Source organism: Secundilactobacillus pentosiphilus, from assembly GCF_002217985.1.
In the GTDB taxonomy this organism is placed as follows: Bacteria; Bacillota; Bacilli; order Lactobacillales; family Lactobacillaceae; genus Secundilactobacillus; species Secundilactobacillus pentosiphilus.
On sequence record NZ_BCMI01000023.1, the window covers coordinates 1 to 24,743 of the forward strand.

Annotated in this window: 22 protein-coding genes and 1 other RNA gene; 8 read left to right on the forward strand and 15 right to left on the reverse strand. The window is 42.4% G+C overall.

Going from position 1 to position 24,743, the window contains the following annotated elements; all coding sequences use genetic code 11:
• The 4 genes from CES81_RS10055 to CES81_RS10070 form a co-directional block, all read right to left on the reverse strand.
• A partial coding sequence (locus CES81_RS10055; protein WP_089121650.1) for a glucose-6-phosphate isomerase occupies positions 1-1,287 on the reverse strand: 1,287 nt, incomplete at its 3' end.
• A 77-nt stretch (positions 1,288-1,364) separates the two neighbouring features.
• Positions 1,365-2,216 (reverse strand): GRP family sugar transporter, encoded by an 852-nt coding sequence (locus CES81_RS10060; RefSeq protein ID WP_089089082.1) that lies wholly within the window; start codon positions 2,214-2,216, stop codon positions 1,365-1,367.
• A 148-nt stretch (positions 2,217-2,364) separates the two neighbouring features.
• Positions 2,365-3,828, reverse strand: coding sequence for an ATP-binding protein (locus CES81_RS10065; RefSeq protein WP_089121651.1), 1,464 nt, complete (start codon positions 3,826-3,828; stop codon positions 2,365-2,367).
• A complete protein-coding gene (locus CES81_RS10070; protein ID WP_089121652.1) occupies positions 3,825-4,568 on the reverse strand; it encodes a winged helix-turn-helix domain-containing protein in 744 nt (247 codons plus the stop codon). Before CES81_RS10070 ends, CES81_RS10065 begins: the two co-directional genes overlap by 4 nt.
• A 258-nt stretch (positions 4,569-4,826) precedes the next feature.
• Here CES81_RS10070 and CES81_RS10075 point away from each other — a divergent pair, with 258 nt between their 5' ends.
• A complete protein-coding gene (locus CES81_RS10075; protein ID WP_089121653.1) occupies positions 4,827-5,600 on the forward strand; it encodes a Cof-type HAD-IIB family hydrolase in 774 nt (257 codons plus the stop codon).
• A 157-nt stretch (positions 5,601-5,757) separates the two neighbouring features.
• On the opposite strand, the gene CES81_RS10080 is transcribed toward CES81_RS10075, so the two are convergent.
• From CES81_RS10080 to CES81_RS10115, 8 genes are all read right to left on the reverse strand, one after another.
• Positions 5,758-7,179 carry an SLC13 family permease gene (locus CES81_RS10080; RefSeq protein ID WP_089121654.1) on the reverse strand — a complete coding sequence of 474 codons (1,422 nt, stop codon included), beginning with the start codon at positions 7,177-7,179 and terminating at the stop codon, positions 5,758-5,760.
• A 59-nt stretch (positions 7,180-7,238) separates the two neighbouring features.
• Positions 7,239-8,387: an iron-containing alcohol dehydrogenase gene (locus CES81_RS10085; protein ID WP_089121655.1), complete on the reverse strand. Its 1,149-nt coding sequence runs from the start codon at positions 8,385-8,387 to the stop codon at positions 7,239-7,241.
• Between the two features lie 18 nt (positions 8,388-8,405).
• Positions 8,406-9,194, reverse strand: coding sequence for a sulfite exporter TauE/SafE family protein (locus tag CES81_RS10090; RefSeq protein WP_089089088.1), 789 nt, complete (start codon positions 9,192-9,194; stop codon positions 8,406-8,408).
• Positions 9,195-9,227: 33 nt separating this feature from the next.
• Positions 9,228-11,720, reverse strand: a complete 2,493-nt coding sequence (hpfG, locus tag CES81_RS10095) for a (2S)-3-sulfopropanediol dehydratase (RefSeq protein ID WP_089089089.1) — start codon at positions 11,718-11,720, stop codon at positions 9,228-9,230.
• Between the two features lie 14 nt (positions 11,721-11,734).
• Complete coding sequence (gene hpfH, locus CES81_RS10100; RefSeq protein ID WP_089089090.1) at positions 11,735-12,706, reverse strand: (2S)-3-sulfopropanediol dehydratase activating enzyme; 972 nt, start codon at positions 12,704-12,706, stop codon at positions 11,735-11,737.
• Positions 12,707-13,131: 425 nt separating this feature from the next.
• Positions 13,132-14,238, reverse strand: coding sequence for a response regulator transcription factor (locus CES81_RS10105; protein WP_089121656.1), 1,107 nt, complete (start codon positions 14,236-14,238; stop codon positions 13,132-13,134).
• Between the two features lie 304 nt (positions 14,239-14,542).
• Positions 14,543-14,914, reverse strand: a transfer-messenger RNA (tmRNA) gene (gene ssrA / locus CES81_RS10110).
• 70 nt (positions 14,915-14,984) lie between these two features.
• The gene (locus tag CES81_RS10115) at positions 14,985-15,350 is read right to left on the reverse strand and encodes a hypothetical protein (protein ID WP_089089092.1); all 366 of its coding nucleotides are present in this window, start codon (positions 15,348-15,350) and stop codon (positions 14,985-14,987) included.
• A gap of 281 nt (positions 15,351-15,631) precedes the next feature.
• Between CES81_RS10115 and CES81_RS10120 the strand changes: the two genes are divergently transcribed.
• Together CES81_RS10120 and CES81_RS13540 are read left to right on the forward strand one after the other, a co-directional pair.
• A complete protein-coding gene (locus tag CES81_RS10120; protein ID WP_089121657.1) occupies positions 15,632-16,819 on the forward strand; it encodes a D-alanyl-D-alanine carboxypeptidase family protein in 1,188 nt (395 codons plus the stop codon).
• 136 nt (positions 16,820-16,955) lie between these two features.
• Positions 16,956-17,099 (forward strand): hypothetical protein, encoded by a 144-nt coding sequence (locus CES81_RS13540; protein ID WP_179211675.1) that lies wholly within the window; start codon positions 16,956-16,958, stop codon positions 17,097-17,099.
• A 9-nt stretch (positions 17,100-17,108) separates the two neighbouring features.
• Here CES81_RS13540 and CES81_RS10125 read toward each other — a convergent pair whose 3' ends face one another.
• Together CES81_RS10125 and CES81_RS13545 are read right to left on the reverse strand one after the other, a co-directional pair.
• Positions 17,109-17,381: a LysR family transcriptional regulator gene (locus CES81_RS10125; protein WP_089089094.1), complete on the reverse strand. Its 273-nt coding sequence runs from the start codon at positions 17,379-17,381 to the stop codon at positions 17,109-17,111.
• Between the two features lie 169 nt (positions 17,382-17,550).
• Positions 17,551-17,727, reverse strand: a complete 177-nt coding sequence (locus CES81_RS13545; protein ID WP_179211676.1) for a hypothetical protein — start codon at positions 17,725-17,727, stop codon at positions 17,551-17,553.
• A gap of 295 nt (positions 17,728-18,022) precedes the next feature.
• Here CES81_RS13545 and CES81_RS10130 point away from each other — a divergent pair, with 295 nt between their 5' ends.
• Positions 18,023-18,451, forward strand: a complete 429-nt coding sequence (locus CES81_RS10130) for an OsmC family protein (RefSeq protein ID WP_089121658.1) — start codon at positions 18,023-18,025, stop codon at positions 18,449-18,451.
• A gap of 66 nt (positions 18,452-18,517) precedes the next feature.
• Here CES81_RS10130 and CES81_RS10135 read toward each other — a convergent pair whose 3' ends face one another.
• Positions 18,518-18,970, reverse strand: coding sequence for a MarR family winged helix-turn-helix transcriptional regulator (locus tag CES81_RS10135; protein ID WP_089121659.1), 453 nt, complete (start codon positions 18,968-18,970; stop codon positions 18,518-18,520).
• 230 nt (positions 18,971-19,200) lie between these two features.
• Between CES81_RS10135 and CES81_RS10140 the strand changes: the two genes are divergently transcribed.
• The 4 genes from CES81_RS10140 to CES81_RS10155 are packed head-to-tail and all read left to right on the forward strand — an operon-like array spanning position 19,201 to position 24,723.
• Positions 19,201-20,013 carry a LicD family protein gene (locus CES81_RS10140; RefSeq protein ID WP_089121660.1) on the forward strand — a complete coding sequence of 271 codons (813 nt, stop codon included), beginning with the start codon at positions 19,201-19,203 and terminating at the stop codon, positions 20,011-20,013.
• Positions 20,014-20,039: 26 nt separating this feature from the next.
• On the forward strand, positions 20,040-21,572 hold the full coding sequence (locus tag CES81_RS10145; protein WP_225356381.1) for a Ppx/GppA phosphatase family protein: 1,533 nt from the start codon (positions 20,040-20,042) through the stop codon (positions 21,570-21,572).
• A gap of 8 nt (positions 21,573-21,580) precedes the next feature.
• Complete coding sequence (locus CES81_RS10150) at positions 21,581-23,740, forward strand: RNA degradosome polyphosphate kinase (RefSeq protein ID WP_180949785.1); 2,160 nt, start codon at positions 21,581-21,583, stop codon at positions 23,738-23,740.
• On the forward strand, positions 23,740-24,723 hold the full coding sequence (locus tag CES81_RS10155; protein ID WP_089088133.1) for a Ppx/GppA family phosphatase: 984 nt from the start codon (positions 23,740-23,742) through the stop codon (positions 24,721-24,723). The genes CES81_RS10150 and CES81_RS10155 overlap by 1 nt, the downstream gene beginning before the upstream one ends.
• Positions 24,724-24,743 lie beyond the last annotated feature (20 nt).

Here is a 24,743-nt window from a genome sequence, read left to right on the forward strand (position 1 = left end):
GAACATGTTGGTCTTGTAAGCTTCCACGCCGGGTTGGTTAAATGGATTAATACCGTTTAAATAACCTGAAATGGCAACAGCAACTTCAAAGAAGTAAATTAAGTAACCCAATGTATATTCTGATTGATCAGGAATGTGAACACTCATATTAGGTACGTTACCATCTGTGTGGGCTAACGTCACACCTTGGAAGGCTTTGGTATTAGCAAAGTGCATGGTTTCACCCTCAAGATATTTCAAGCCATCCAGATTTTCATCTTCCTTAGGAATATCAATATCATGATTTGGCTTGTCAACGAAAACAACGGTTTCCATCAAATTACGAAGCCCTTCTTGGATGTATTGTCCCAAGGAGTGCAAATCAGTTGAGAAGTTAGCTGATGACGGGTAAATCCCCTTTTCGTTTTTACCTTCTGATTCACCCATTAACTGCTTCCACCATTCAGCAAAGTACTGCATATTAGGCTCGTAATTTTCTAGCAATTCAGTGGTGTAACCCTTCCGGTAAAGGATGTTCCGGTAGGCAGCGTACTGGTACGCTTCGTTCTTAGTTAAGTCTGAATCAGTATACGTATCCATTGCGTCTGCAGCACCAATCATTAACTGATCAATGTCTGCACCGGAAGCGGCAATCGGCAGCAACCCAACGGCAGTTAATACTGAGTAACGGCCACCGACACCATCCGGGATGACGAAGGTTTCGTAACCAGCAGCGTCAGCCTCCTGCTTAAGTGCGCCGCGCTTTTTATCAGTGGTTGCATAGATACGCGACTTAGCACCATCTTCACCATACTTTTTAACCAGCAAGTCCTTAAAGATCCGGAACGCAATAGAAGGTTCAGTCGTTGTTCCCGATTTAGAAATAACGTTAACTGAGAAATCACGGTCGCCAATCACTTTGATTAAATCATGAACATACGATGGGCTCAGTGAATTCCCCGCAAATAAAATTTGTGGTGCTTCGCGTTGTGCATCTGGCAAATAGTTATAGAACGTTTCGTGAAGAAAATCAGTGGCCATCTTGGCACCCAAGTATGAACCGCCAATGCCAATTACAACCAAGACCTTCGAATCGGACTGGATCTTTTTGGCGGCTGCTTTGATCCGCGCAAATTCTTCTTTGTCGTAGTCCTTAGGTAATGTTAACCAATCCCGAAAGTCGCTACCGGCGCCAGAACCCGTTCTTAATTCTTCATCTGCTGCGGTTACTAACGCTTGCATTTCTCCAAGTTCGTTGTCATGAACAAACTTATCGAGCTTTGAAGCATCAAACAAAATATGTGCCATTGAACTGTACCTCACTTTTATTTTGATAACACCATTATAAACTTTTCTGACCAAAAAATAAATGGACTATACCATGATTATTTTAGCATCCCAAGAATCACACTACCGACAATTACCAAAAGTGAACCAACGGTGATATAAACCATTTCGCGCTTAGTCTTCTTTTCACCTAAGAGCAGAATGCTACCGAATGTCGAAATAATAATGCCGCTTTGAGCTAAGGAATAACTGATTGCCAAGCCAATTGCTGGAATTGACATAAACATAAAGAAATTACCAATACCCCATGACAACCCAGTGACGATATTCTTCACCATTGGTTTACCAAACGGTTTAGCGCGGGCCGCAAATAGCAAGGCCCCTAAGACCATCCCCACTGATTGAGGCAGAAAAATTGCTTTTGAGTTGACACCGGAAGAGTTGACAATCACCGTATACAACGTGTACCCAATTGTCGAGAAGATGATTGCCCGTACACCAGCACCAGGGTTATATCCCGTTCGGGGAACACTAGCACGGTCTCGTAACGAAGTAAATACAATACCCACAATCAAAACAACCATAGCAGTCGTTCCCAACGTTAACATTCTGGTAGTCGTCCATTCATGGAACAAGAGAACCCCTGCTAACGTCGTACAAACTAACTGCAATCCAGTTGAAACCGGAATCGTTACCGAAATACCAATCGCTTTCATAGACTGAAATTGCTGGAACTGACCCACGGCCCAAAAAAGGCCAGATAAAATACCAATCATCCAAACAAAACTAGTTAAGTGAGGATGAAAATATAACACACTAAAAATGCCGAAGAAGAGAGCCCCAATCGTCATTCCAAGAGTTTGCTGGTAGGAAGAGCCACCCATCTTCCCACTAATTAATCCAATGCTCCCCCAACAAATCGCGGGGATTAAAGCTAAAAGTATTGCCATGAAATTCACTCCGTTCTCTTTCATACCTTAAAATATTTTTGAAAGCGCTTTATTATTTTCACATCTATATTAGTTTACTCGATTTTGATCTAAAAAAAAAGGATTATCTGAAAAATCCTTTAATCTTAATCATTTTCTAAAACGACACTCATTTTTTCGCAGCCTTTTGATTGGGGAAAATAACGGTAAACGTGGTCCCCTGATTCGGTTTGCTGGTAACTTCAATTTTACCGTCGTGCAGCAAGACTAGCTGGTGAACGATAGCCAGTCCCAGCCCTGATTCACCATACTTGGTGTTGGTACGCGAGGGGTCGGCTTTATAGAAACGATCCCAAATATTGGCTAACTGTTTCTTCGTCATCCCAATACCCGTATCAGAAATTTTAAAAATAGTTTCCTGATAACCGCGCTGTGCCAGAATCACGATTTGACCATTCTCGGTAAACTGAATGGCATTTTGAGTAATATTAAACATGATTTGAACAAACCGGTCATAGTCCGCGAACACTTCGATATCAGCACCGCCTTGAATGCTGATGGTATCGTTTTTCGCGGCCGCCTTTTGAGCAAGCTGTTTAGCCAACCGGTTTAGCGTGTCAATCGCATTGAACTGCTGTTTATTCAAACTAATCTGATTATTGCGAATTTTTTCGTAATCCAAGTTCTCATTAACTAAGCGAATCAGCCGATTCGTTTCATTTCTCATCAAATCAATGCTTTGTGCCTTGCTTTCTTCCGGAATTGCATCGTAAGCCAAGCCCTCCAATAACCCGTTGATCGTCGTTAACGGCGTTCGCATCTCATGGGCCGCATCAGCCATAAATTCCTTACGGCGCTGCTCTTGACGCTGAATTTCTTCTTTAGATTCCTGCAGGGAACGTGCCATATTATTGAAATCATTGGCTAAATCGTCGACTTCATCACGATTCTTACTTGGCACTTGCACATCGTAATTCCCCTTTGCAATTTGGTTCGTGGCTCTTCGAAGACGGTCAATTCGTAATGTCAAATAACGAGCAATAAAGAATGCCAGCAGCATAGCAGCAAAACTAGCCACCAATAACGCTTTGGTCAGGTTAGCGTTAATTTCAGCAATATTTGAATTGATATTTGAAACGTAAGCCCCCACTTTAACCACTGCTACAAGGTGTTTTTGATTCTTTTGGTCAGTATAAAAATAGGGCTTTAACACATCCGTCATTGCCGGTTCAACGTGACCGCTATTAACGTGGGCTTGCTGGTCAGTCACTTTTTTGACAACCTTACCCTGCCGTAAGTTTTGCCAATCAGTCGTTTTTATTTTAGAAATATAAACGTTATCAGGAAAAATAGCCGTGTTATCCCGGTTATAAATCGTAAAGTTAACGGACTGATTTCGTAATAGTACTTCACTATTCAAAAGCGATTCCGAATCAAAATTAACGTGCTGCGGATTACTCGAAGACACGCGCACAGACTGCTCCACCAAACTGTTTGCATACTTTTCCAGGCTCGTCCAGGTATTTTGATAGACGTATTGCTTCGTCATTCTGCTAAATGACAGACCTAGTAAAACTAAGACAATGGCAACCATCGATAACAAGGCTAGTAATTGCTGGTAGACCAGTTTCATGACTTGTCAGCCCCAGTATCATCAAACTTATAGCCAACTCCCCAAACCGTTTGAATAATCTGCGGACCGACTTTTTCAATTTTCTGGCGCAGCTTTTTGATGTGTGCATCAACTGTCCGTTCATCCCCGTAGTATTCGTAGTCCCAGACTAGCTGCAAGAGCTGTTCACGAGAAAATACCTGCCGGGGCTTTTGCGCTAATGTTCGCAGCAAATCAAACTCCTTAGGGGTTAGATCATTAATCTGCTTACCGTTCAAAAAAGCTTCCCGGGTCTTACTATTTAGCTGGAACTTACCGGTATCAATATCAAACTTTTCTTCTTCATTCACTGCAGCCAAGGGCACTGGTTCATGCTCGGCTACTTTACCGCCAATCTTAGCACGCCGATCCAACGCCTTGATCCGGGCAATCAACGTGATTGGGCTAAATGGTTTGGTGACGTAATCATCAGCCCCCATTTCTAAGCCCAGCACTTGGTCACTTTCAGAATCACGCGCCGTCAGCATAATAATCGGAACGGTTGGTGAAACCTTACGGATTTCCGCACTGACCTGCATCCCATCCATTTTCGGTAAGTTAAGGTCTAAGGTGATCATATCCCAGTCATCCGGGCTCTCATTAAACACCGCAACAGCCTCTTCGCCATCGTAGGCAAAGTGAGCGTCCCAGCCCTCTTTTTTAAAAAACATCTGCATCATTTCAGATACGGATTTATTATCTTCAACCATTAATATTTTCATTTTGGATCCTCCGTCAATCAGTGGCCTCTCACATTGAAGCCGATATCGCCATTCTATTTTAAGTAACCGTTCTCATATCAAAATAAAGAAACTGTTTTGCTCGTATTTACGTACATCAATAAATCATTCGTCAGATAGACTTCTGTGAATTTATTATAACCGTACCTATTATACTCGAAGTGCGCTATTCATCACAAATCAAATATAAGAATGTGCTACAATCAACATAATAAAGTAACAGGAAAGGTGAATTGATTCATGACAAAAGCAATCGTCTTTTTTGACTTAGATGGTACACTACTCAATGATAAAACCCAATTAGACCCTGAAGTGATCAGTGCTATAACACAGTTGAAAACCAACGATGTTCTACCAGTCATTGCAACCGGCCGTAATATTTTCGAAATTAAAAACGTCATTAAACAAACTCAAATAGATACCTTAGTTTCCGCTAATGGTGCTTTCATAGTACTGAATGGTAAACCAGTTGATGTTACCGAAATACCAAGAGATGTCATTAAGCGTCTGGCAGCCCTGGTTAAAAATCACGATGATGCCTACGCAACGTTAAACAACCAAACTGATCGCATCAACCGTATGAACGAAAACGTTAAGAAAGTCTACCACTACATTAATAGCCCAATCCCAATCATTGACCCCACTTTCTGGCAGCTCTATCCGGTTCACATGATGCTGATTATTGCTACAAATGAAAACGACAACGATTATACTGACAGTTTTAAAGACGAGCTAACCTTCTTTAGACAAACACCCTATAGTATTGATGTCGTGGGCCCCGGTGTTTCCAAAAGGGCCGGCATCCAAACACTCCTGTCACGACACGAGTTTAAAAACGTGCCCACTTATGCCTTTGGTGACGGTAATAATGACCTGCCGATGTTTGAGGTCGTTGACCACACCGTGGCAATGGGCAACGGGCTAAAGCCGGTTAAAGAGGCCGCTGAGTTTGTCACCACCGCCAACGTCGATCACGGTATCGTCAATGGTCTTAAACACTTCAAGCTCTTATAAAAAAGCCGTAGCCGAATTAAAAATACCATGGTTTCCAACAAGATTGGAAACCATGGTATTTTTTTACCAGCGCTGTTAATTAACTCACACTGACTAGAAGCGCAGAGCTAAAACTCAAATACTAATGCAGATCTTAGCCATAAATTCATAATTTGCTTTACCGAAGCAGACCAAACAAATTCCAAAGAGGGAACATCACTAAAACAAACCCGGCTACCATTATGCCAAACTTTAACGCCATTTCTTTGAAGAAGTCCTTCATTGTCATCATACCGTAGCCGTACATAATGAGATTCCCGGCAGATTGGTACGGCAGGAACAGTAATTCACAGGAGTAAAGCAAGCACATACATGCAACCAGCGGGTTAATATTTAGCGAAATTGCAATTTGAGCAAAGGGTAAGGCTAAGCCGCCTAACATGGCATAGGGCGTCATACAAAAATGAGCAAGCGTACCAATCAGCAGAAATACTAAGCAAATGAACAACATACTTTTCCCTGCCAAAATCGGGACGATTAAATTTGTCAAAAATGCACCAAAGCCAACGTGGGCACCGACTAAGCCAATACCTAAACAGGAAGCAACAAAGAACAACAACGGGAAGTCTAACCGTTTTAGCACACTCATTTTTCCAACCCGAATACCCGGCATGAACATCAAAATTGGAACAACAATAAACCCATACACGACTGGTAGTCGGACAAACATGGCGATACTTAAGTATGCCAAGAGCAGAACAGTCAACAACACACCCTTTTTCTCGGTGGTACTTAACTTTCCTAATTGTTGATATTTTTCGTCAAACACCCCTTTACGATCATTAAATTTTAAGTCTTTAGTTTTGTAGACTTTAAGTAAAATCAAGAGCGATAGGATGCACCAAATAACAAAGGCACCATTGTATATGAAGCCCGTTAGCAAGGAGACTTTAAAACCAGGCCTAACACTGTTCATAGCAGTTTCAATGATGGCAAAGTAGCCAGGATCATACAAGCAAATACAACAGCCCGTTGCCCCAATAGTACCAGCAAAGCAAATTAACGAGGACTCCTTTGATGGTTTCAAGTCCATTGCTTTACAAATACCATAAATCACGGCGCTGGCAACAAGCCAGCCATTGCTAAACGTTACCACATTTAAAGCAACGCCAATGAAGAAACAGCCAAAGGTAACGCCAGCATAAGTACCGCCACTTTTTTTGATGACATAGTAAGCAATCCGTCGAAGTAAACCAATATCATCTAGCACATTGCTGAAAATCAAGCCACCACACACCATCCATACGGTTGCACTGGTCCAAGACCCAAAAGCAACTTGTGGCGATACGATGCCACTAATCATATACAGCATCGGCATCATAATACCCGATACTAGTTTTGGTAATAGCTCCAGTGCAATGATGACGATCATAAAAACCGTAATCACCAAAAACACCTTTAAATTGTGGCTAAATGTATGACTGGTCGGTACAAATGCAATCAGAGCTGGCAATAGAATACTGATAAACCAACCAATAGCGTTTTTCCACTGGATTTGATGAACTTGAACCTCTGCATGGCGCAACCCCGTTTTCTCCATTTTCTGATCCCTCTATTGTGTTTTAGTACTACCATCCCAACAACCCTTTAAACTCGATTTTAAAGCGCTTTCTTATACAATTCAATCACATCTTTAATATTGGTAGATCGTGGATTGGTTGCAATGTTAGGACTCTTCATCGCATCTTCAGCCATTTCTTGGAACTTATCCTCCGTAACGCCAACCTCAGACAACGTTGTCGGCATGCCTAATGCATCCCTTAACTTTTTAACTTCGGCAATGAGCATTTCAGGTTCAAAATTAGTGGCTGGTTTTGCAGCAGTCCGAATGTAATTATAAATTTTTTCGTAACGGCCACGATCTGTATTCATATTAAATTCGAGAATCGTTGGTAGCAAGATAGCGTTGGCTACCCCATGAACAACGTGGAAATAGGCACTTAGTGGGTGGCTCAAAGCATGAACGTCGCCTAATTTGGCCCAAGCAAAGGACATGCCGGCAAAAGTTGAACCTACCATCATGGCGCAAGCGGCATCCTCATCCTGACGATTGGCAACAAATGGGCGTAAATTAGGACCAATTAAGGCCATCGCCTTTTCAGCCATTGCATCAGTAAACGGTGAGGCGCTAGTTGAGATGTATGCTTCAATAGCATGAATCAAAGCATCAATTCCACAAGCCGCCGCGATTGAAGCTGGTGCTGTCATGATCATATCCGGGTCCAAAATGGCATATTTAGGCAACATTTCGTGGCTGATCACTGACATTTTATAATTCCGAGCCTCATCCGTGATAACCGCAGACGCAGATACTTCACTCCCGGTTCCGGCAGTAGTTGGTACGGCAATGATTGGTACGATTGGACCGGGTACCTTTTGGAGGCCTTCGTAATCGGTAATTTTTCCGCCATAGGCAGCTAAAACACCAGTTGTTTTTGCCACATCCATTGCACTGCCACCACCAATTGCGACAATGCTTGTTGCACCGCTTTCCTTATACTTTTGGGTTGCTTCATTAACATTATCAACTGTTGGATTGGGCACTACACCTAAGTAAACCGTACACTCTAGCCCACCAGCTTCAACAATGTCTTGAATCTTTTTGACAACGCCTAATTTGGCCAAACCTTCATCAGAAATCAGGAAAACATGATCCGATTTATTGTCTTTCAAAATTCCTGGTAACTTCTTAAGACTTCCAACTCCAAATTCAATACTTTGTGGCACTTTAAATTCAAAATCTTGCAATTTTAAATACCTCCACTTTTAAATAACCGCCATTAAACTAGTTACAAACATATCTCCACCGACGAATAACAGCACAACGTAGACAATCCGTAAAAAGGTTTCCCGATTGATTTTCTTCAAAAAAGCCATCCCTAAGAAGAAACCGATAGCTGCCATTGGTAACCCAATTAATAAGGAGCTCCAAAGAACAGGAGATGTCGCGGTACCGCCACGTAACTGAGTAAACGCATTCCAAGTGTTTAAAACAACCCATACCATATTCATGGTGTTCCGGAATTTCTCTTTATCTTTAACTGCTTCAATCGTATATACCGTGATCAGCGGGCCACCAATAGTAAAGGCGCCGTGGACGACCCCACCTAAAATCAGACAACCATAACGGAAGATCTTTTTCCCGGTGGTATCTTTTGCATTTTCATCGTCTGGCTTCTTTAATACAACTGGTTTTATAAGGTGCTTATAGATGTTCATTAAGGCAATCAGCGTTACCATAGCGCCAATAAAGATCTTGGCCATATTTGGATCCATTGTGTGGAACAAGAAGTTCCCCACTAAAATACCTGGTAAACACAAACCAATTATTTTACCTAAATCTTTCCACGAAACGTTATGGAACGAACGAATTCCTAAGTAGTATAGAAATGGTAACGTTAGCAACGTACCGTAGGGGACCCCAATTTTGGTACCCAATAGCCCATTGGTAACGGCTGCAGCAATGACAGTACAACCGAAACCGGTACAACCTTGCACAAAGAAACCAACAATTTGCATTAAACCGACGAGTACATAATCAAAATTAAATGTCATCCCAGCCACCCTCCCTGGCTTTTTTTCAGTTTATTAGAAGTGTAATTCTGTCCGTTGAATTAAATCTTTTTGTAATGGTTTGCCAAGTTCAACAAAGTAAGCACTGTATCCAGCAACCCGAACTAACATGTCTTTATAATTTTCAGGATGCTTTTGAGCGGCCCGCATAGTCTTGGAACTCATAATGTTAAATTGTACGTGCATCGGGCCTTTTGCAATATATGAATCAATGAAGTTCAGCAAATCATCTCGTCCTTGAACACCCGCCACAGCATCTTCTGGGAAACGTAAATTCATCAGTGTTCCGTTGGTAGCCAAACTGTGATCGACCTTTGCTAAGGAATTAACCAAAGCTGTTGGTCCGCAAATATCATGAGAACCAGCATCTGTGTGAACTGGACCCATGTTATCGGAAATGGCTTCACCCTTCTTACGACCATCAGCCGAAGCATGCGTATTCATCCCCATAGCAACGTTAGCATTCACAGAGTAAACGCCAGGACGGAAATCGCCACCACGTAAGTTCTTACGTCCCGTGATATGACGGCAATAGCATTCAAACATGTATTTAAACAGGTCATCGGCATAATCGTCGTCATTACCATAATGGTGAACTTTAGAACTATTGACCATAGCGTACAGAATATCATGGCCTTCCCAGTTATCCTTAATTGCCTTTAATAATTCAGCACCGGTGCAATAATGGTCTTCAAAAACCAGCTGTTTAATTGAAGATAGCGAATCGGCACAAGTAGCAGTCCCACTTGCTTGTGGTCCAATACCGTTATATTTGGCACCGCCTTCAGTTAAGTCCTTGCCAGAATCCATGCAGTCACTGAAGAAGAGGGAAACGTATGGAAGCGGTTTCAATTGACGGTGTAAGGAATCAATGATGTTTAAACTACTGCACATTTGATCAGTCCAGTATTCGAACTGTTTATCCACGCTGGCTAATACTTCATCAAAACTCTTGTATTCTGCAAGGTTACCTGTATCGGGTCCTAATTGCTTGCCGGTATTAAAACTACGGCCACCGTTTAAAACCATTTCCATCATTTTTGCCGTGTTAACGTAGGCAGCATCATGCCAACCATATTCCTTACCTGGTAAGCTCAATTCTACACAACCGACTACACAGTAATCCCGTGCTTCCTCTAAGGTCATTCCCTTACGCATCATCGCTTTAATTGCTGGCGCATCATTATATAATTTGGGGTGCCCATAACCAGCACGAATACATTGAACCACTTTAGTCTTCAATTCATATGGTGTCTTTTCATGCATTCGAACACAAATCCAAGGATTCATCATCCGTGTATGAACAGAACCTTCCAGCATTAACATGGTCAAATCGTTTGTTGCATCGTTACCTTCGCGATCAACACCGCCAATGGTTAGACTTTCACCACCAAAGCCCCGGCCATTTCGAACAGCCATACTGCCCTTATCCTTTAGCTTAGTTGGATTATTCATCTTAACGTACTCAACTTCGAGCAGTTCCAGGGCTTGTTTCTTTGTCAGTGACTTCTTTTTCATATCAGCTTCGTAATATGGATATAACCACTGATCCATACGCCCATAAGAAATTGAATGACCGTTACTTTCGACTTGAATTAAAGTAGTTGCAATATTAAATAGCTGTAATGCCTGCCAGAAGGTCTTTGGTGTGCCATCTGCAATCTGGTAACAGTTAGCAGCAATCTGTTTTAATTCTGTCTTCCGCTTCTTATCAGGTTCTGTTTGAGCCATCTTTTCAGCCAATTTAGCGTAGCGCTTGATGTATGTCCGAGCAGCTTCATGCATAATGATAGCAGCTAGATAGAAATCCCGTTTAGAAGCCCATTCTGGATCCCGCTTACTCAATGCTGCCAGGTGTTCTTTTGCTTCTTTAATCAGGCCGACATAACCAACCTTCATTAATTTTGCATAATCGATTGCTAAATGCCCAACACCTGCATAGTGGTAAAGGTTAGTCTGAAAAATCTTTTCACCAACTTCAGACCCTTTCAACTGGTCCTTATCCAGGCTTGCTTGCAAATGGTCATCAATCGTCTTTCCTTTCCACCACTGACAGAGATCCAGAATTTCTTGACGATCTTTATCATTACGGATAAAGAATTTATCATGTTCCCGTTCTTCAAACGGTGAGTGACGAATTTCATCAATGATCCAGTTAACTGAAAATTCAGGATAAATTGGCGCAGCTTTAGCTGGTGCAGCAATCTCACCTACAATTAAATCTTCATCATAAATGTAAAGTTTGGTATTTAATAAAACATTTTCAAAAGCATAAGCACATTGGAGTTTCCGTGAGCAGGATTGATGCTTTTGATACGATTCTGTTACCAAGCGAAGCCGTTCAACATCAATGTCATAAGGCCGGTCTAAAAAGGTTTGTCGTAAATCATTTACCCGTGGAAATGGTGACCAATCAGCGTGATTAACTTGATAGCCCAGACCATAACTTTTATCGAAGGGTTCAATTCCAATTGCATTAGTATGATATCTTTTTTCGGTGCTTAACATATCAATAAACCTCCTTAATTCTTTTTTACTGCTTCTACTTCTTTATCTTTAGTACCTACCAAACAATGAATGCCGCGCTGATTAAAGTAGTCAGCAATTTGTTCAACATGTGCCTGAAATTCTTTCCGGTCAAAGTGCACGCCTTCCATGCCATAAGGAATATTCAACGCCTTATACTTTTCGACTCCTAGTCGCATGAAACTCAATAATTGTAAAGTTTCAACCCGGCCATGCAAGTCGTTTAAAATAAAATCAGCCGTTGCTTTGATATTAACCGGATCATCATTCACATTAGGAATGACTGGAATACGAAGAATTAAACGTTGATTCAAATCAGCTAGTTTACGTAAATTTTCAAGTATCAGTTCATTACCGCCTCCCGTATATTTGCGATGGATTTTGGTATCCATTTGCTTTAAATCAGAAATCCAAAGGTCGGTGTTTGGCAAAACCTTTTCTACGTTTCGCCACTTTGTGTAAAATGTCGTTTCACAGCAGGTCTGAATGTCTTCTGCCTGACAAGCTTCAAACAGCTCTGCTACAAAATCACTCTGCATCAAGCTTTCCCCGCCAGAGACTGTTATCCCGCCACCAGAGCGCTGATAATAATCCTTATCTTTACGAATGACAGCCATGCATTCTGCAACTGACATTGACTTGCCCCACTGCTTAATTGCATCTGAGGGACAAGCTTCTGCACAAGCGGAATAATCTACTCCCTTTGAATTATCAATGGAAGTTAACTTGCCATCCGTAAAATTGAGAACCCCTTTTACGGGACAAGCGGCCGTGCATAAGCCACATTTTTCAAGCGAAATACATTTCGAAGGGTAAGCGCCCCATTGAATCCTTGGCTTCCAGCTCTCTGGATTACTACACCATTGGCACCTTAACGGACAGCCTTTTAAAAATAACTCTGTTCGCAGGCCTGGCCCATCATGAATTGTGAAACGTTGAATATCAAAAACAATTCCGTCTTTTGACAATTAACGTCACTCCTTTCAAATTGGAAACGCTTTTATAATTTCCATGCTCAAATCATAACAATCATGTCAAAACGTACCAATCGGCTATAAGGATTATTTTTACTAAGGAATCCTCCTAACTTATCTGTGCCAGGAATCACAATCAAAAACTGGAGCAAAAAAAAGATCAAAGAAATTTTCTTTGATCTTTCAGCTATCTACAAGCGCTTTACACCTGAATTTAGGCGTGGCTGCTCTAATTTAACTATTCAATTCTGTGCGTCATAATCACATTATCGGCACACTTGATAAGGAAATTAACGCTATCCCATATGTGAATGATATAACAATATGAATAGTTGCGACACCCCATCATTGGCCAAAAGCGAAGCATAGGGAATGTTCCTGATAATCTAACCTCATACAATTGCTTTTTTAATCACAAATTAACCTTCTCTTCCAAATAATTGATACAGTTCAAACCTGCTGTTGATATCACACTTCGCATAAATATTTTCAACGTGTTTTTTTACCGTGTGGTAACTAACGACCATTCTTTCTGCAATTTCTTTGTAAGTTAATCCATCACACATGAGTTTAACAACTCTTTGTTCTGTTGGTGTTAAAGCTGCATCGCAGTGTTTGACACTTCTAACCGCTTTTTTCGGTTTTTCCTTGGCGATGGTAATCCAATGATACCGATCAACAATACCATTAGAATATACTTGGTCAAAAGTGTGGATTTTAAAAACATAGTTCTTAATGATCCGGGTCTGAGGATGACTGCTTTCTTGTTCACCACTGGTGCCTAGCAAAAATGGCAACCAATTACAAGGCTCCTGACCACCGATTTGTTGAGCTATGGCGGATCCTAAAATACCCGTCAAACATTCAACTGCTTTTTGGTTATAACTCATCACGTGTGTAAAATCATCAGTGACTAAGAATGCCTTTTCACCTGATGTAATAATTTTACTTTGAATATTTTGCACAATTTTTGATTGCTCGAACTTTTTAAAGTTTTTATACGAAGTGGCGATATAAACATAGACTCCCTTGAGTTGTTCAATCTCAGCTAACGTAAAATCACCCTGGGCCTTTGTCTTAAAGAACGTCACCTGAATATAAGCATTAATACCAAATGCCATCGTCACACTATAATGTGACTGAAAATTTGTTTCAATAAAGTGAACGTATTCAGACGTTTCATATTGGTTATTAGGTAATATATCCGTCGACTGGTATAATCTCGGCTTCACATTAAAGTAAGTTAAATGATCTCTAACAGCTTCTTGGTATATAATCTCTCGAATAATGTCTTGCTGTATCAATTTTCGATATGGATGCTTAGACGAATCTTTCAAACTTCCCTGCTGCGTCGTCCAAGATAAAAAGTCCCCCTGCGTATCATAGTATGTAAACAGGACTTTTCCCCACCCAAACGTATTTTTAATATAATCCAATAAAACCGGACTAAAAAATTCCTGAGCTGAAATTTGATAATCCGATAAATCGTTAAAAAAATCCACTGAATCAGGCTTTTTATTTGACACATTATCCCCTCCAGACTCATGAGGCTTATGATTGCTTTACAAATATATTTTGCATGAAAGCTTAAAAATACCTGTATTTTCATTATGCCGAATCGTTAAATCAAGTGCAACCTTTTCACAAAGAAACTCTTTTAGATACGTACAAACTTATCTTTAATGTGCAATACTGTCCGATGATGAAACTTTATTTTTATCTTTGGGGCTCTTTAACTTTTAGGTAATCTCTAAAAGGCCAAACTAAAAGCCTGATAGAAATACCGTTCTACCAGGCTTTACAAGGCGTTAAGCACTTGCTAAAATCTTAAAATGGAGATGGCGGGAGTCGAACCCGCGTCCAAGCATATCGCCATCCAGACCTCTACGTTTATATTCAGACTATTTAAAATTCACTGTTCAATTCGCCGCCTGTCAGGGCCAAACATGAACAGCTAACCTGATTGATCTCTTCTGCAGACTTCAGATGGGAGCCGACAGCGTAAGCCCACTTAATTTAAGACCCGTATCAAACCCATGGGCGAGATTAGGCGGATCCTTACTTAGCGCTTATTAGGCAGCTAATGCAAGAGATTTTGAACTGTTATTTGCAGTTAAAAATTAGGTGAGGGTTTTAACGTAGAACCTCGCTACGAAACGCAGTCCGAATTCGACCTATACCTGTCGAATCCTTAACATCCCCATAAAACTACAGTTACCAGTTTAGCATATTAATTCACACTTAGAAAGCCAAACGACTGCAGTTTCAACGTTTAAAACTCCGTAATAGCTTCGTCCTCAGACAATTCAAGCCAAAGCGTTAGTGCCAACGGATTAAAATTCGACCACGATGACATATCATTATATGCACGTGCTAATAACGTACACTTTTTGTGTTTCTTAAGCTCATCAAATACCGTTAGGGCAAAAGTGTTTTCTTCCAGATCCGAAATAACGGTTGGCAAACGGTGCTGCCACTCAGCAATTAAATCTTGATAAATCAGCAGTTTACGGGCATTCTTAATCGTGTAGTCCACCCCTTGTGTTCTCAGCTCCGAAACGAAGTCTTGATACTCCTGCATCACAGCGTCTCGGGCTTCCCCCCACTGTTGTGAATTATACGTTGGAAACTTTGACATGTTATCCCTTCTAACCTGAAAATAGCAATTGGTACATAAACTAATCAAGGCCCGTCAAAAAATGACGGGCTCCACATTGCCTATGAACCAGACTAATGAGTTTCACTGAATTTGTCAACACACACGTTTTACCCTTAATCAGGTTGATTTTTATCCTTCAGTTCATCACCATTACAATCAAATGACTGCAACAGCACAGTTTAGTTACAATTCGGGGAATGCCGTTGTCAGTCAATGCTTATCATGCTAACTTAAAAGTAAAGGGAAAAGGGAGGAAAATTATGACAACAACATCTAATCATTTTACACGTACCATTTTAATAGCAGTCGCTGTACTGTTAGGCATGTTTAGCTTAATGTCACTGAAACCCGCAGCCGCTTCCGCTGCCAAATACAGTGTTGCCAGCAGCTCTAACATCACTAAAACAGCTTATCACCGTGCCTCGAGCAAAGGGTCCGTCTACAACATTAGCCACACCAAAAAGTTAGCTAGTTTAAGCCACTACCCGAATACCACCTGGTATGCCACTAAGAAGGTTACTTTAAAACACGGTTCTACCAAAGCAATTTACTATGCCGTTAAGAACGGTGCTGGTAACGTTTCTGGTTATGTGTGGCACAGTTATTTAAAAAAGGGTAGTGCACCTCTTTACCTTAAATATGCTAAATCAGCAGTCGCCATGAATGCTAAAACCGATAAAGTGTTATGGTCTAAAAGTGAAAATACTCCTAGACCAATTGCCAGCGTGACCAAGTTAATGACGCTTTACTTAGTTGAACAAAAAGTCGCCAATACCGGTTCTACATGGGATTCTAAAGTTAACACTTCATACTCCGGCTTGAAACGCATGGGCGCGTCAAGTGTTTACGGCGGCTTCAAATTTAACGCAAATAGCTACACCGTCAAGCAGCTTTATCAAGCAGCGCTGATTGAATCCTCTAACAACGCCGCCATTGCCCTGGGTCAGTGGGTCGCAGGCGGTTCAACACCAGCTTACAATGCCAAGTTCATTGCCATGATGAACGCACAAGCCAAGAAATGGAACCTCGGTCGTGCAACCTACGTTTCTGCTAACGGAATGGAGCAATCTGCCCTTCGCGGCTACGGCTATTCTGTCAGCGGCGGTAACGCCAACATGGTCTCAGCAAAGGATGTTGCGCTGATTGCCAAACATTTGATTACCGAATATCCTTCGGTATTGTCCGATAGCAGTCGTGGCAGCATGACCGTTGCTGGTCAACTTTGCTACAACTACAACAATCTCCTACCTGGCCGAAAGTATTACGACTCATCCTTGAAGGTCGATGGCCTCAAAACCGGTTATACTGACTTAGCAGGATACTGCTTTGTGGGGACCGGTCAAAAAGCTGGCCACGACCGGCTGATCACCGTCGTTTTACATGATGAAGACGAGTTTACTGAAACCCGTTCATTGATGCAGTACGTTTATGCTCACAAACTGATTTAAAACTCTACCTTATTATAAAAAAATCTGACCATCCTTTGCGGGTGGTCAGATTTTTTTATCAACTGAATTGTCATTACGACGGTGTTATCATTAGCGCAAGGTCTTATCTCAAACACCGTTAGAAAGGAGCATTAAGATGAAACAGATCCTTGTGGAACTGTTTGTATTGTTACTGACGATTCTCCTCTTCCTATTTGGCATGAGTCAGTTTCATCAACCCAACAGCTCCAAATCAGCCCAGCCGCAAGCAATTCATCCAGAGGTCGTTATCAAGTTTTAAGAAAACACGTTAACCATTCTCCGGATCATCAAGATCCCGTTCAATATCAATCCCGTACAGCTTATTAACAGCGGCCTCTCGTGGTGCCTGGTGAACAACTAAAATGGTTGTTGCGCCTTTACTGCTGACGTAACCGGCAAAAGAAGTGACTTCTTCAACCACGTATGCCAAACCGTCAGAATGGATGATGTATTGTCCAGCGACGGGCATCGTTTCAAAATAGACTTTATTCATGCGGATGTAGTCGTCTTCATCGTGTAAGACTACCATAACTTTATACAAAACGAATCGCTCCTTCTTTAGCTTATTGCTATTAAACCACTATTAATTGCTTGCTGGCAACTCGCCTTTTCTCGATTAAAGATCATCTTCACCTTTTAACTGCGCAACGACACAATAAGCGGGATGACTTGATGATCATCCCGTTTACTATTTATCCCATATTAAATTGCTAGATGTCCGTTTGATCCCGCGTACCGTTCTGCTCCCCAAACAGTTCAGTATGGGTTCGTACCATCGACCGAAATCGTGCCATCGTCTCAGGGTCCACAGCTTTACCTTGTCGGTTGAACTGTTTAACCAAGACTTTTTGCACCACGGGGTGGCCTGAAAAATTTACCACACTCATTTGTGATACCTCCAAAGCTTCAGGACTTACAAACCAACTCTTACAACACCGTCATTATATCTCATTGCAACTGATTGGTCTAGTTACAGCATTATAATTTTTTGAAGCCACTTTAACGTTTAAAAGAAGCTAAGCCTGCACCCTTTTAAAAGCATGATGAGTCAAGTAAAATAGCTGTGTGTCATTCCTCATAGAAATACTTTTACTTAAAAACATCATAATTGGTATAGTTAAGCTAACAACGTTGTGATTACCGACTTAAACCACTAAAATAATGACTAAAGGAGACTTTCGCATGACAAAAACCAAACATTACATCCACCAATATGAGACAGAAGCCATCAATAACGATGGCGTTAACGGTGTTGCCTACATTCCAAACGGCTTAGCGGTTGTGGTCAGCCATCCGTTAGAAAATACCCCAGGAACTAATCCTGAACAATTACTTGGATTATCCCTGAGCACTTGCATGTCAGCCACTTTAGAAGCCATTGAACGGGAAAACGGTTTCCCCCATTTAGCGGAAGTTCGGGTCCACGTCAGCATGGTCAAAAGCACTGACGGTCTTGATTTCTTAGTCACCGCCCAGATTCATATCCCACATATGACTCACTCCCAAGCAATCGATTTTGTTCACCAAGCTGAACTTCGCTGCCCCGTTTCCAAGTTGTTAAGCCACAGTGGTCATTACACCGTCGAAGTCGTCGATGACTTTGACCAGTAAAAATAAAGCACCATTTGAGCCGTCAAACTAATTGCGGTTCAAATGGTACTTTTTATTAAACTTGCCTTACAGGTTCCTCGACTTATTTTCTAAATTGGCTGCTTCACTAAATGCACGAATAAACTGCAGTAAATCCATCGCACGATCTTCACCAAAAATATCGATCCAACCACTAAAGCGATCTTCAGCTGCCTTAGCCAATATCGCTTCAATTTTGCTTCCGCGAGGTGTCAGATGCAGGAACTGCCTGCGGTGATCCTTTTCATCTTGCTGCTGGTAAATATAGTCCAGTTTGAGCAAAACTTTGATCTGCCGAGAAATCGCACTGCGAGTGACGCCCCGCTTGTCAGCGATTCGAGCCAGGGTGACGTGTGATTGATGGGCAATATCATGCATGATAAGATACTGTTCAAACGACAAATTGTACTTCATCGCCGGCTCCGACACAAAAGAATCCAGATATTTAAGTGACTTCATATACACATCAATGTATTCATCCAGTAATTGTGCTCGTTCCATTTTTCTCACCCTAATCTATATGACATTCCTGTTTTTAGCTTATCATTATCCGGCCCAAATTACCACATTTGATTGGCAATACTAGCTCTTATAGTTTACTGGATTATTATTATCGATTGAGTTACACTTAACTTTCAATTAAATTGCTACCTAAGTTTAATCAGCTCCGAAAAGGGAGTAAAATTAACGTGACGTTTCGTACTGATCATCAATAAAAGGAGGCGACGCATATCGACTTAGTTAAACGTCTTCACCAAGTTGAACTGGGCAATTTAGCAAAGATTATTTCTCTTTGTGACGAGCTGTCAATTGATTACTTTTTGATCGGTGGTTCCTTATTGGGCGCTATCCGTCATCAAGGCTTCATCCCCTGGGATGATGATATGGATATCGGCATGACCCGCGCTGATTACGAAGCCTTTGCCAAGTACGCACCGGCAAAATTACGTGGTGACCACTACTTCCTGCAGACGGCCTACTCAGATGACAATTACGGCTTTAGCTACATGAAACTGCTCGACCGCTTTACTTACATTGAGGAAAAGGCCAACGTCAATAATGCCCGTAAAGGCGTCTTCATTGATATCTTTCCCTTTGACCGAATTCCTGATGACCCTGGCCGGCGACGCAGCCAAATCACTCGATTTAAGCTCCTGGATAGCCGCATCATCGTCAAGGCCGGCTACAGGTTGATTGATTCCCCCTTACGGCATCATAGAGCCGAACCCGACCCTGGTAAACTTGAAGATTTAAACCAACTCAAGCACCAGCGCGAAAATACGATGCGCTTATATGAACACGATCACTTTAACTATTACAAAAACCTGGCCTCCCAATATAGTTACGACCGGGAGATCCTTTCCGGCACTGAAATCAGTAACTTAACCAAGGTTCCGTTTGAATATTTACAAGTTAACGTGCCGACTGCTTATGATTCAATTTTAACTCGGATGTACGGCGATTACATGACGCTACCAGCCGAAAATCAGCAAACAGAAAAACACATTAGCCGATTAATTATGGACAATCAGGTATTCTATTAATTTAAATTCATATGGAGGCGATTTTTGTGGCAACTCACTACTTTGGCACCATGCTCATCTCAGTGCAGGGCTTACAGCTCCTCATCGTTGATCTGAAAAATCTAAAAACGGTGGAACGCGTTCACAAAGAGCTGTCCGTTGGTGATAACTTATATCGGCACGAACCAATCCAATTTGAATTGGTCAACCAAATGACGACGGCACTGCGCGGCTTTTTACAAATCCTGAACGACTATCAAATTCAAGACTATCAGTTATGGGGCAGTGAAGCTCTTTCACGGGCAATCAACGCGGATTTTATCGCGGATCAAATTTTCCTAAAAACGGGGATCAAGCTCAACTGGCTATCGATCAGCGAAGAAACTTATTACCGAAACCAAGCTGTGCTAGTTGACCTGCGTCAAAAGAAGATTCCAACGGGTCAAAATTTAACCTACTTAGTCGGGATCAATTCTGGAAATACGACGATCACCGAATTCAATAATCTGTCATTTCTTTATTCTAACAACTATTCTCTGGGCCCCGTTCGAATTGCCGAAGACCTTCAAAGCCTCCGGCAAAGCTCACCCAGCTCCGTGGAAGTCCTCAGTGATTATATCGATAGCAAACTATCAGACTATCAGCGCTTATTACCGCAAGAGGCCATCGAGGGTCCCAGTGAGCTTATCCTACTGAGCTCAATGCCCTTAAATCAGCTGACCGTTGACGCTGAACATCATCATACGGTAACGGCCGACCAATTTGAAACGATTTTTGACAAGGTTCTTGATGCGTCGGATCAATTTTTAATTGAACAGTACGGTGTCAAAGAAGCCGAAATTTCTTTACTCCTGCCAGAAATTTTACTGGTTCGCAAACTCATGCACCTGACACAAGCAAAGTCGCTGCATTTTTCCCACAACACCGTGTTAGACGGACTAGCCATCAACGAAGCGGTTCGGATGGGTTACAGCAAATACGATTTTTCAGAGCAGACGATCAATGCTGCTAACAGCATGGCTAATCACTACCTTGTAGAACCAATTCACGGTAAACTGGTCACCAAATTTGCACTGCACCTGTTCGATCAACTAAAGCCAATTCACCAGTTAACTTCGCGAGACCGTTTATTATTGCAAGTGGCTTCAATTCTGCACGATGTGGGGGCCTTTGTCGATCCTCATGAGCACTACTTACACTCCGACTACATCATTCGTCACACGAGCATCATTGGTCTTTCCGTCCACGAACGCCAGATCATCGCTGCTATCGCCCGCTATCATAGTGCTACTACACCTAGCGAAGATCTCAGCCACTTTCAGCAGTTGGATACCAACGAACGGCTATTAGTCGCAAAACTAGCTGCAATCCTTCGGCTGGCCGATGCACTGGATGATGACCGCCAGCAAAAGATCAAGCGTATTTCGGTTTCAATTAAGTCTCCGGAACTGGTCATTACGGTTTACAGTAATGAAAATTTATCATTTGAAAATTGGGAATTTGCTTATAAAAGTCAATTCTTTGAAGAAACTTTCGGTTTGAAACCACGATTAAAGCAAAGGAGTGTATCTTCGAAATGAGTGATAAGATCAACTACAGTAATCCGGCTTATTTTACCAACCGGGAATTAAGCTGGATCGACTTTAACGACCGTGTCCTAGAAGAATCGCGGGATAAAGGCAACCCACTGTTAGAACGGTTAAAATTCCTGGGCATTACTCAAAGCAACCTGGATGAATTCTTCATGGTCCGGGTCGCTTCGTTAGCAAAGTTAGCAGCGGTCAATTACCCTAACCCCGACGCATCGGGTTTAACTGCTGAAGAACAGTTGCGGGCTGTCAACGAACGCGCGCATGAAATGCTGATTAAACAGTACACCACGCTCAACCGTTCATTGATACCAGCTGTTCAGCAAATTGGCGTCCACGTTAAACACGTGCAAGACCTGACGAGCGAACAATTTCAGTTTATTAAAACTTACTTCCACGATGAACTTTATCCGGTACTGACACCAATGGCTGACGATAGTTCCCGGCCCTTCCCGTTCATTGCTAACGATACGCTGAACTTAGCGATTCAACTCACACCAAACGATAGCTCAGAAAGGCTTTACGCTACCCTTCAGATTCCAGACGTTTTCCCCCGGGTGGTTCGTTTACCGGGCGAAGAAAATGCCTTTATCTTAATTGAAGAAATCATCAAAGCTTTCGTGGGTCAGCTGTTCGTTAATTACACCGTTAAGGAAACCGTTGTTTTCCGTGTCATCCGTGACATGGATCTGGACGTGGCCGAAGAAGATACCTCGGACCTGTTAAAGGAAGTCCAGCAGCAGTTAAAGCTGCGGGAACACGGTAGGGTGATTCGTTTGGAAGTTGAGAATACCATTAGCAAAAAGCTTTTAAAACGGTTAAACAAAGAGCTCGGCACGCCTGACTTCGCTGTTTATGAAACCAATGGTCCAGTTGACTTAACCTTTCTCAGTAAGCTGGTCGGCCAGATCATCAACCATGATGATTTAAAATACTCTAAATTCACCGCCTATCAGCCAAAAGAATTGGATCACAATCACGATATCTTTGCAGCCATTCGCAGTCACGACTGGCTGATGCAGCACCCCTACGATAAGTTCGATCCAGTGGTTGAATTTATCCGGCAAGCGGCCAGCGACTCCGATACATTAGCCATCAAAATGACCCTCTACCGGGTATCTGGCGATTCTCCAATCATCCGTTACTTGGGCCGGGCTGCTCAAAACGGCAAACAAGTGACCGTCTTGGTAGAAGTCAAAGCGCGGTTCGATGAACAAAACAACGTTCACTGGGCCAGACAGCTTGAAAAAATGGGCTGTCACGTCATCTACGGTTTGATTGGTCTAAAGACCCACTGTAAGTTATCCCTCGTCGTACGCAGGGAACAGGGCGGTATTCGCCGGTATATGCACATGGGAACTGGTAACTATAACGACGTTACGGCACACTTTTACACGGACATGGGCCTCTTTACCGCGAATAACGATATGGGGATCGATGCTACCAACATCTTCAACATGCTATCCGGATACTCTAAACCGCCTTACTTCCACCTGCTGCACATCAGTCCCGACGGTATTCGTGATTTTATTTACGATAAGCTGACCGAAGCAGGCGCCGCCGCCAAAAAGGGCGCCAAAGTTACCGTCCGTATGAAAATGAACTCGTTATCCGACCAAAAAATGATTGAACACTTGTATAAGGCATCCCACTGCGGTGTGCAGATTCAATTAATTGTTCGCGGCATTTGCTGTCTGCGAACCGGCATTCCAAAAGTCAGCGAAAACATTACCGTTCACTCAATCGTCGGTCATTTTCTGGAGCACAGCCGTATCTACTGCTTTGATATTGACGGTCAAAAGAGCGTCTATCTCTCCAGTGCTGATTTGATGACTCGGAATTTGAATCGTCGGGTTGAATTGTTATTTCCGATTCTACAACCCGATTTAGCTGACCGGGTACTGCGAATTTATGATACGATGTGGAATGACAACGTTAAGACACGGGTCATGCAAGCAGATGGTGCTTACACGCACATTGACCGCCGCGGACTCGTACCGCTTGAGTCACAAGCCGCCTTTGTAAAAGCAGCTACCGAGCACGTCCAACGTGATCAAGAAGACGCAACCAAAACAGCGCCAACGGAATTTCAGCCAATGCTCAGTCCCGAAAATCAACCGAATCCGCTGAACTACGATGATGGGAGTGAATCAGACTAATGGAAAACTTTGCAGTGATCGACTTAGGTTCCAACTCAGCTCGAATGACAATCACCGAAATTGATGATGACGGTACTTATTCGACCGTCAAACAGATGAAGGAATATGTTCGCCTTTCTGAGAATATGGGTGAAAATAAAGTTCTGCAGCCAGAAGCCGTAGAAAGAACACTGGCTGCCCTGCAGGAATTCAAAGATGTCTATTCTAAAATGAACAACGTCCGGCTAAAAGCAGTGGCAACCGCCGCCACACGTCAGGCAACCAATCAGAAAAAATTTCTCAAACGCGTTGAAACCGAACTGGATATCAAACTCGACGTGTTGCCTGGTACCATGGAAGCTTATTACGATTATCTTGGTGTCAGCGAAACGCTACCCGCAACAAATGCCGTTATTTTGGATACTGGCGGTGCAAGCTCAGAAATCGTGCTGGTCCAAAACAGTACCATCAGTCATTTGATCAGTATCCCCTTGGGCAGTGTTAATTTAACTCAAGAATACTTATCTGCTGATCAAATATCAGCTTCCAGCCTGTTTAAAGTCATGACCTTTGTCAGTGACGTTTATAACAGCATCTGGTGGCTGCGTAACGGCCTTAATTTGCCCGTGATTGGCCTTGGCGGCAGTAACCGGACAATGGCTAAGATCAACCGCCGTTTCAATAACATCCTCAATTTTGAGGATATTCACGGCTACCGGTTGAGCCGTCATTCTGTCGACGACACCTTTTCAAGGATCGTCAGCCAGGATCTAGAAGGCCGAAAAGCCATCCCTGGGCTTAGTAAAGACCGAGCTGACATTATTGTCGGCGGTTTGATCCCATTGACCTTGTTGATGCGTTATTTGGACTCTGACCGGATTACTTTTTCTAACAGCGGTCTACGTGAAGGTATCCTGTTCGAGCATCTGAAAGAATTACAGCTACAAAACGTTCACGAAAAAGCGGCCATGACGCTGAACCGTTTCACAACGGATGAGGCCTAATCGCTATTATTTTGAATACT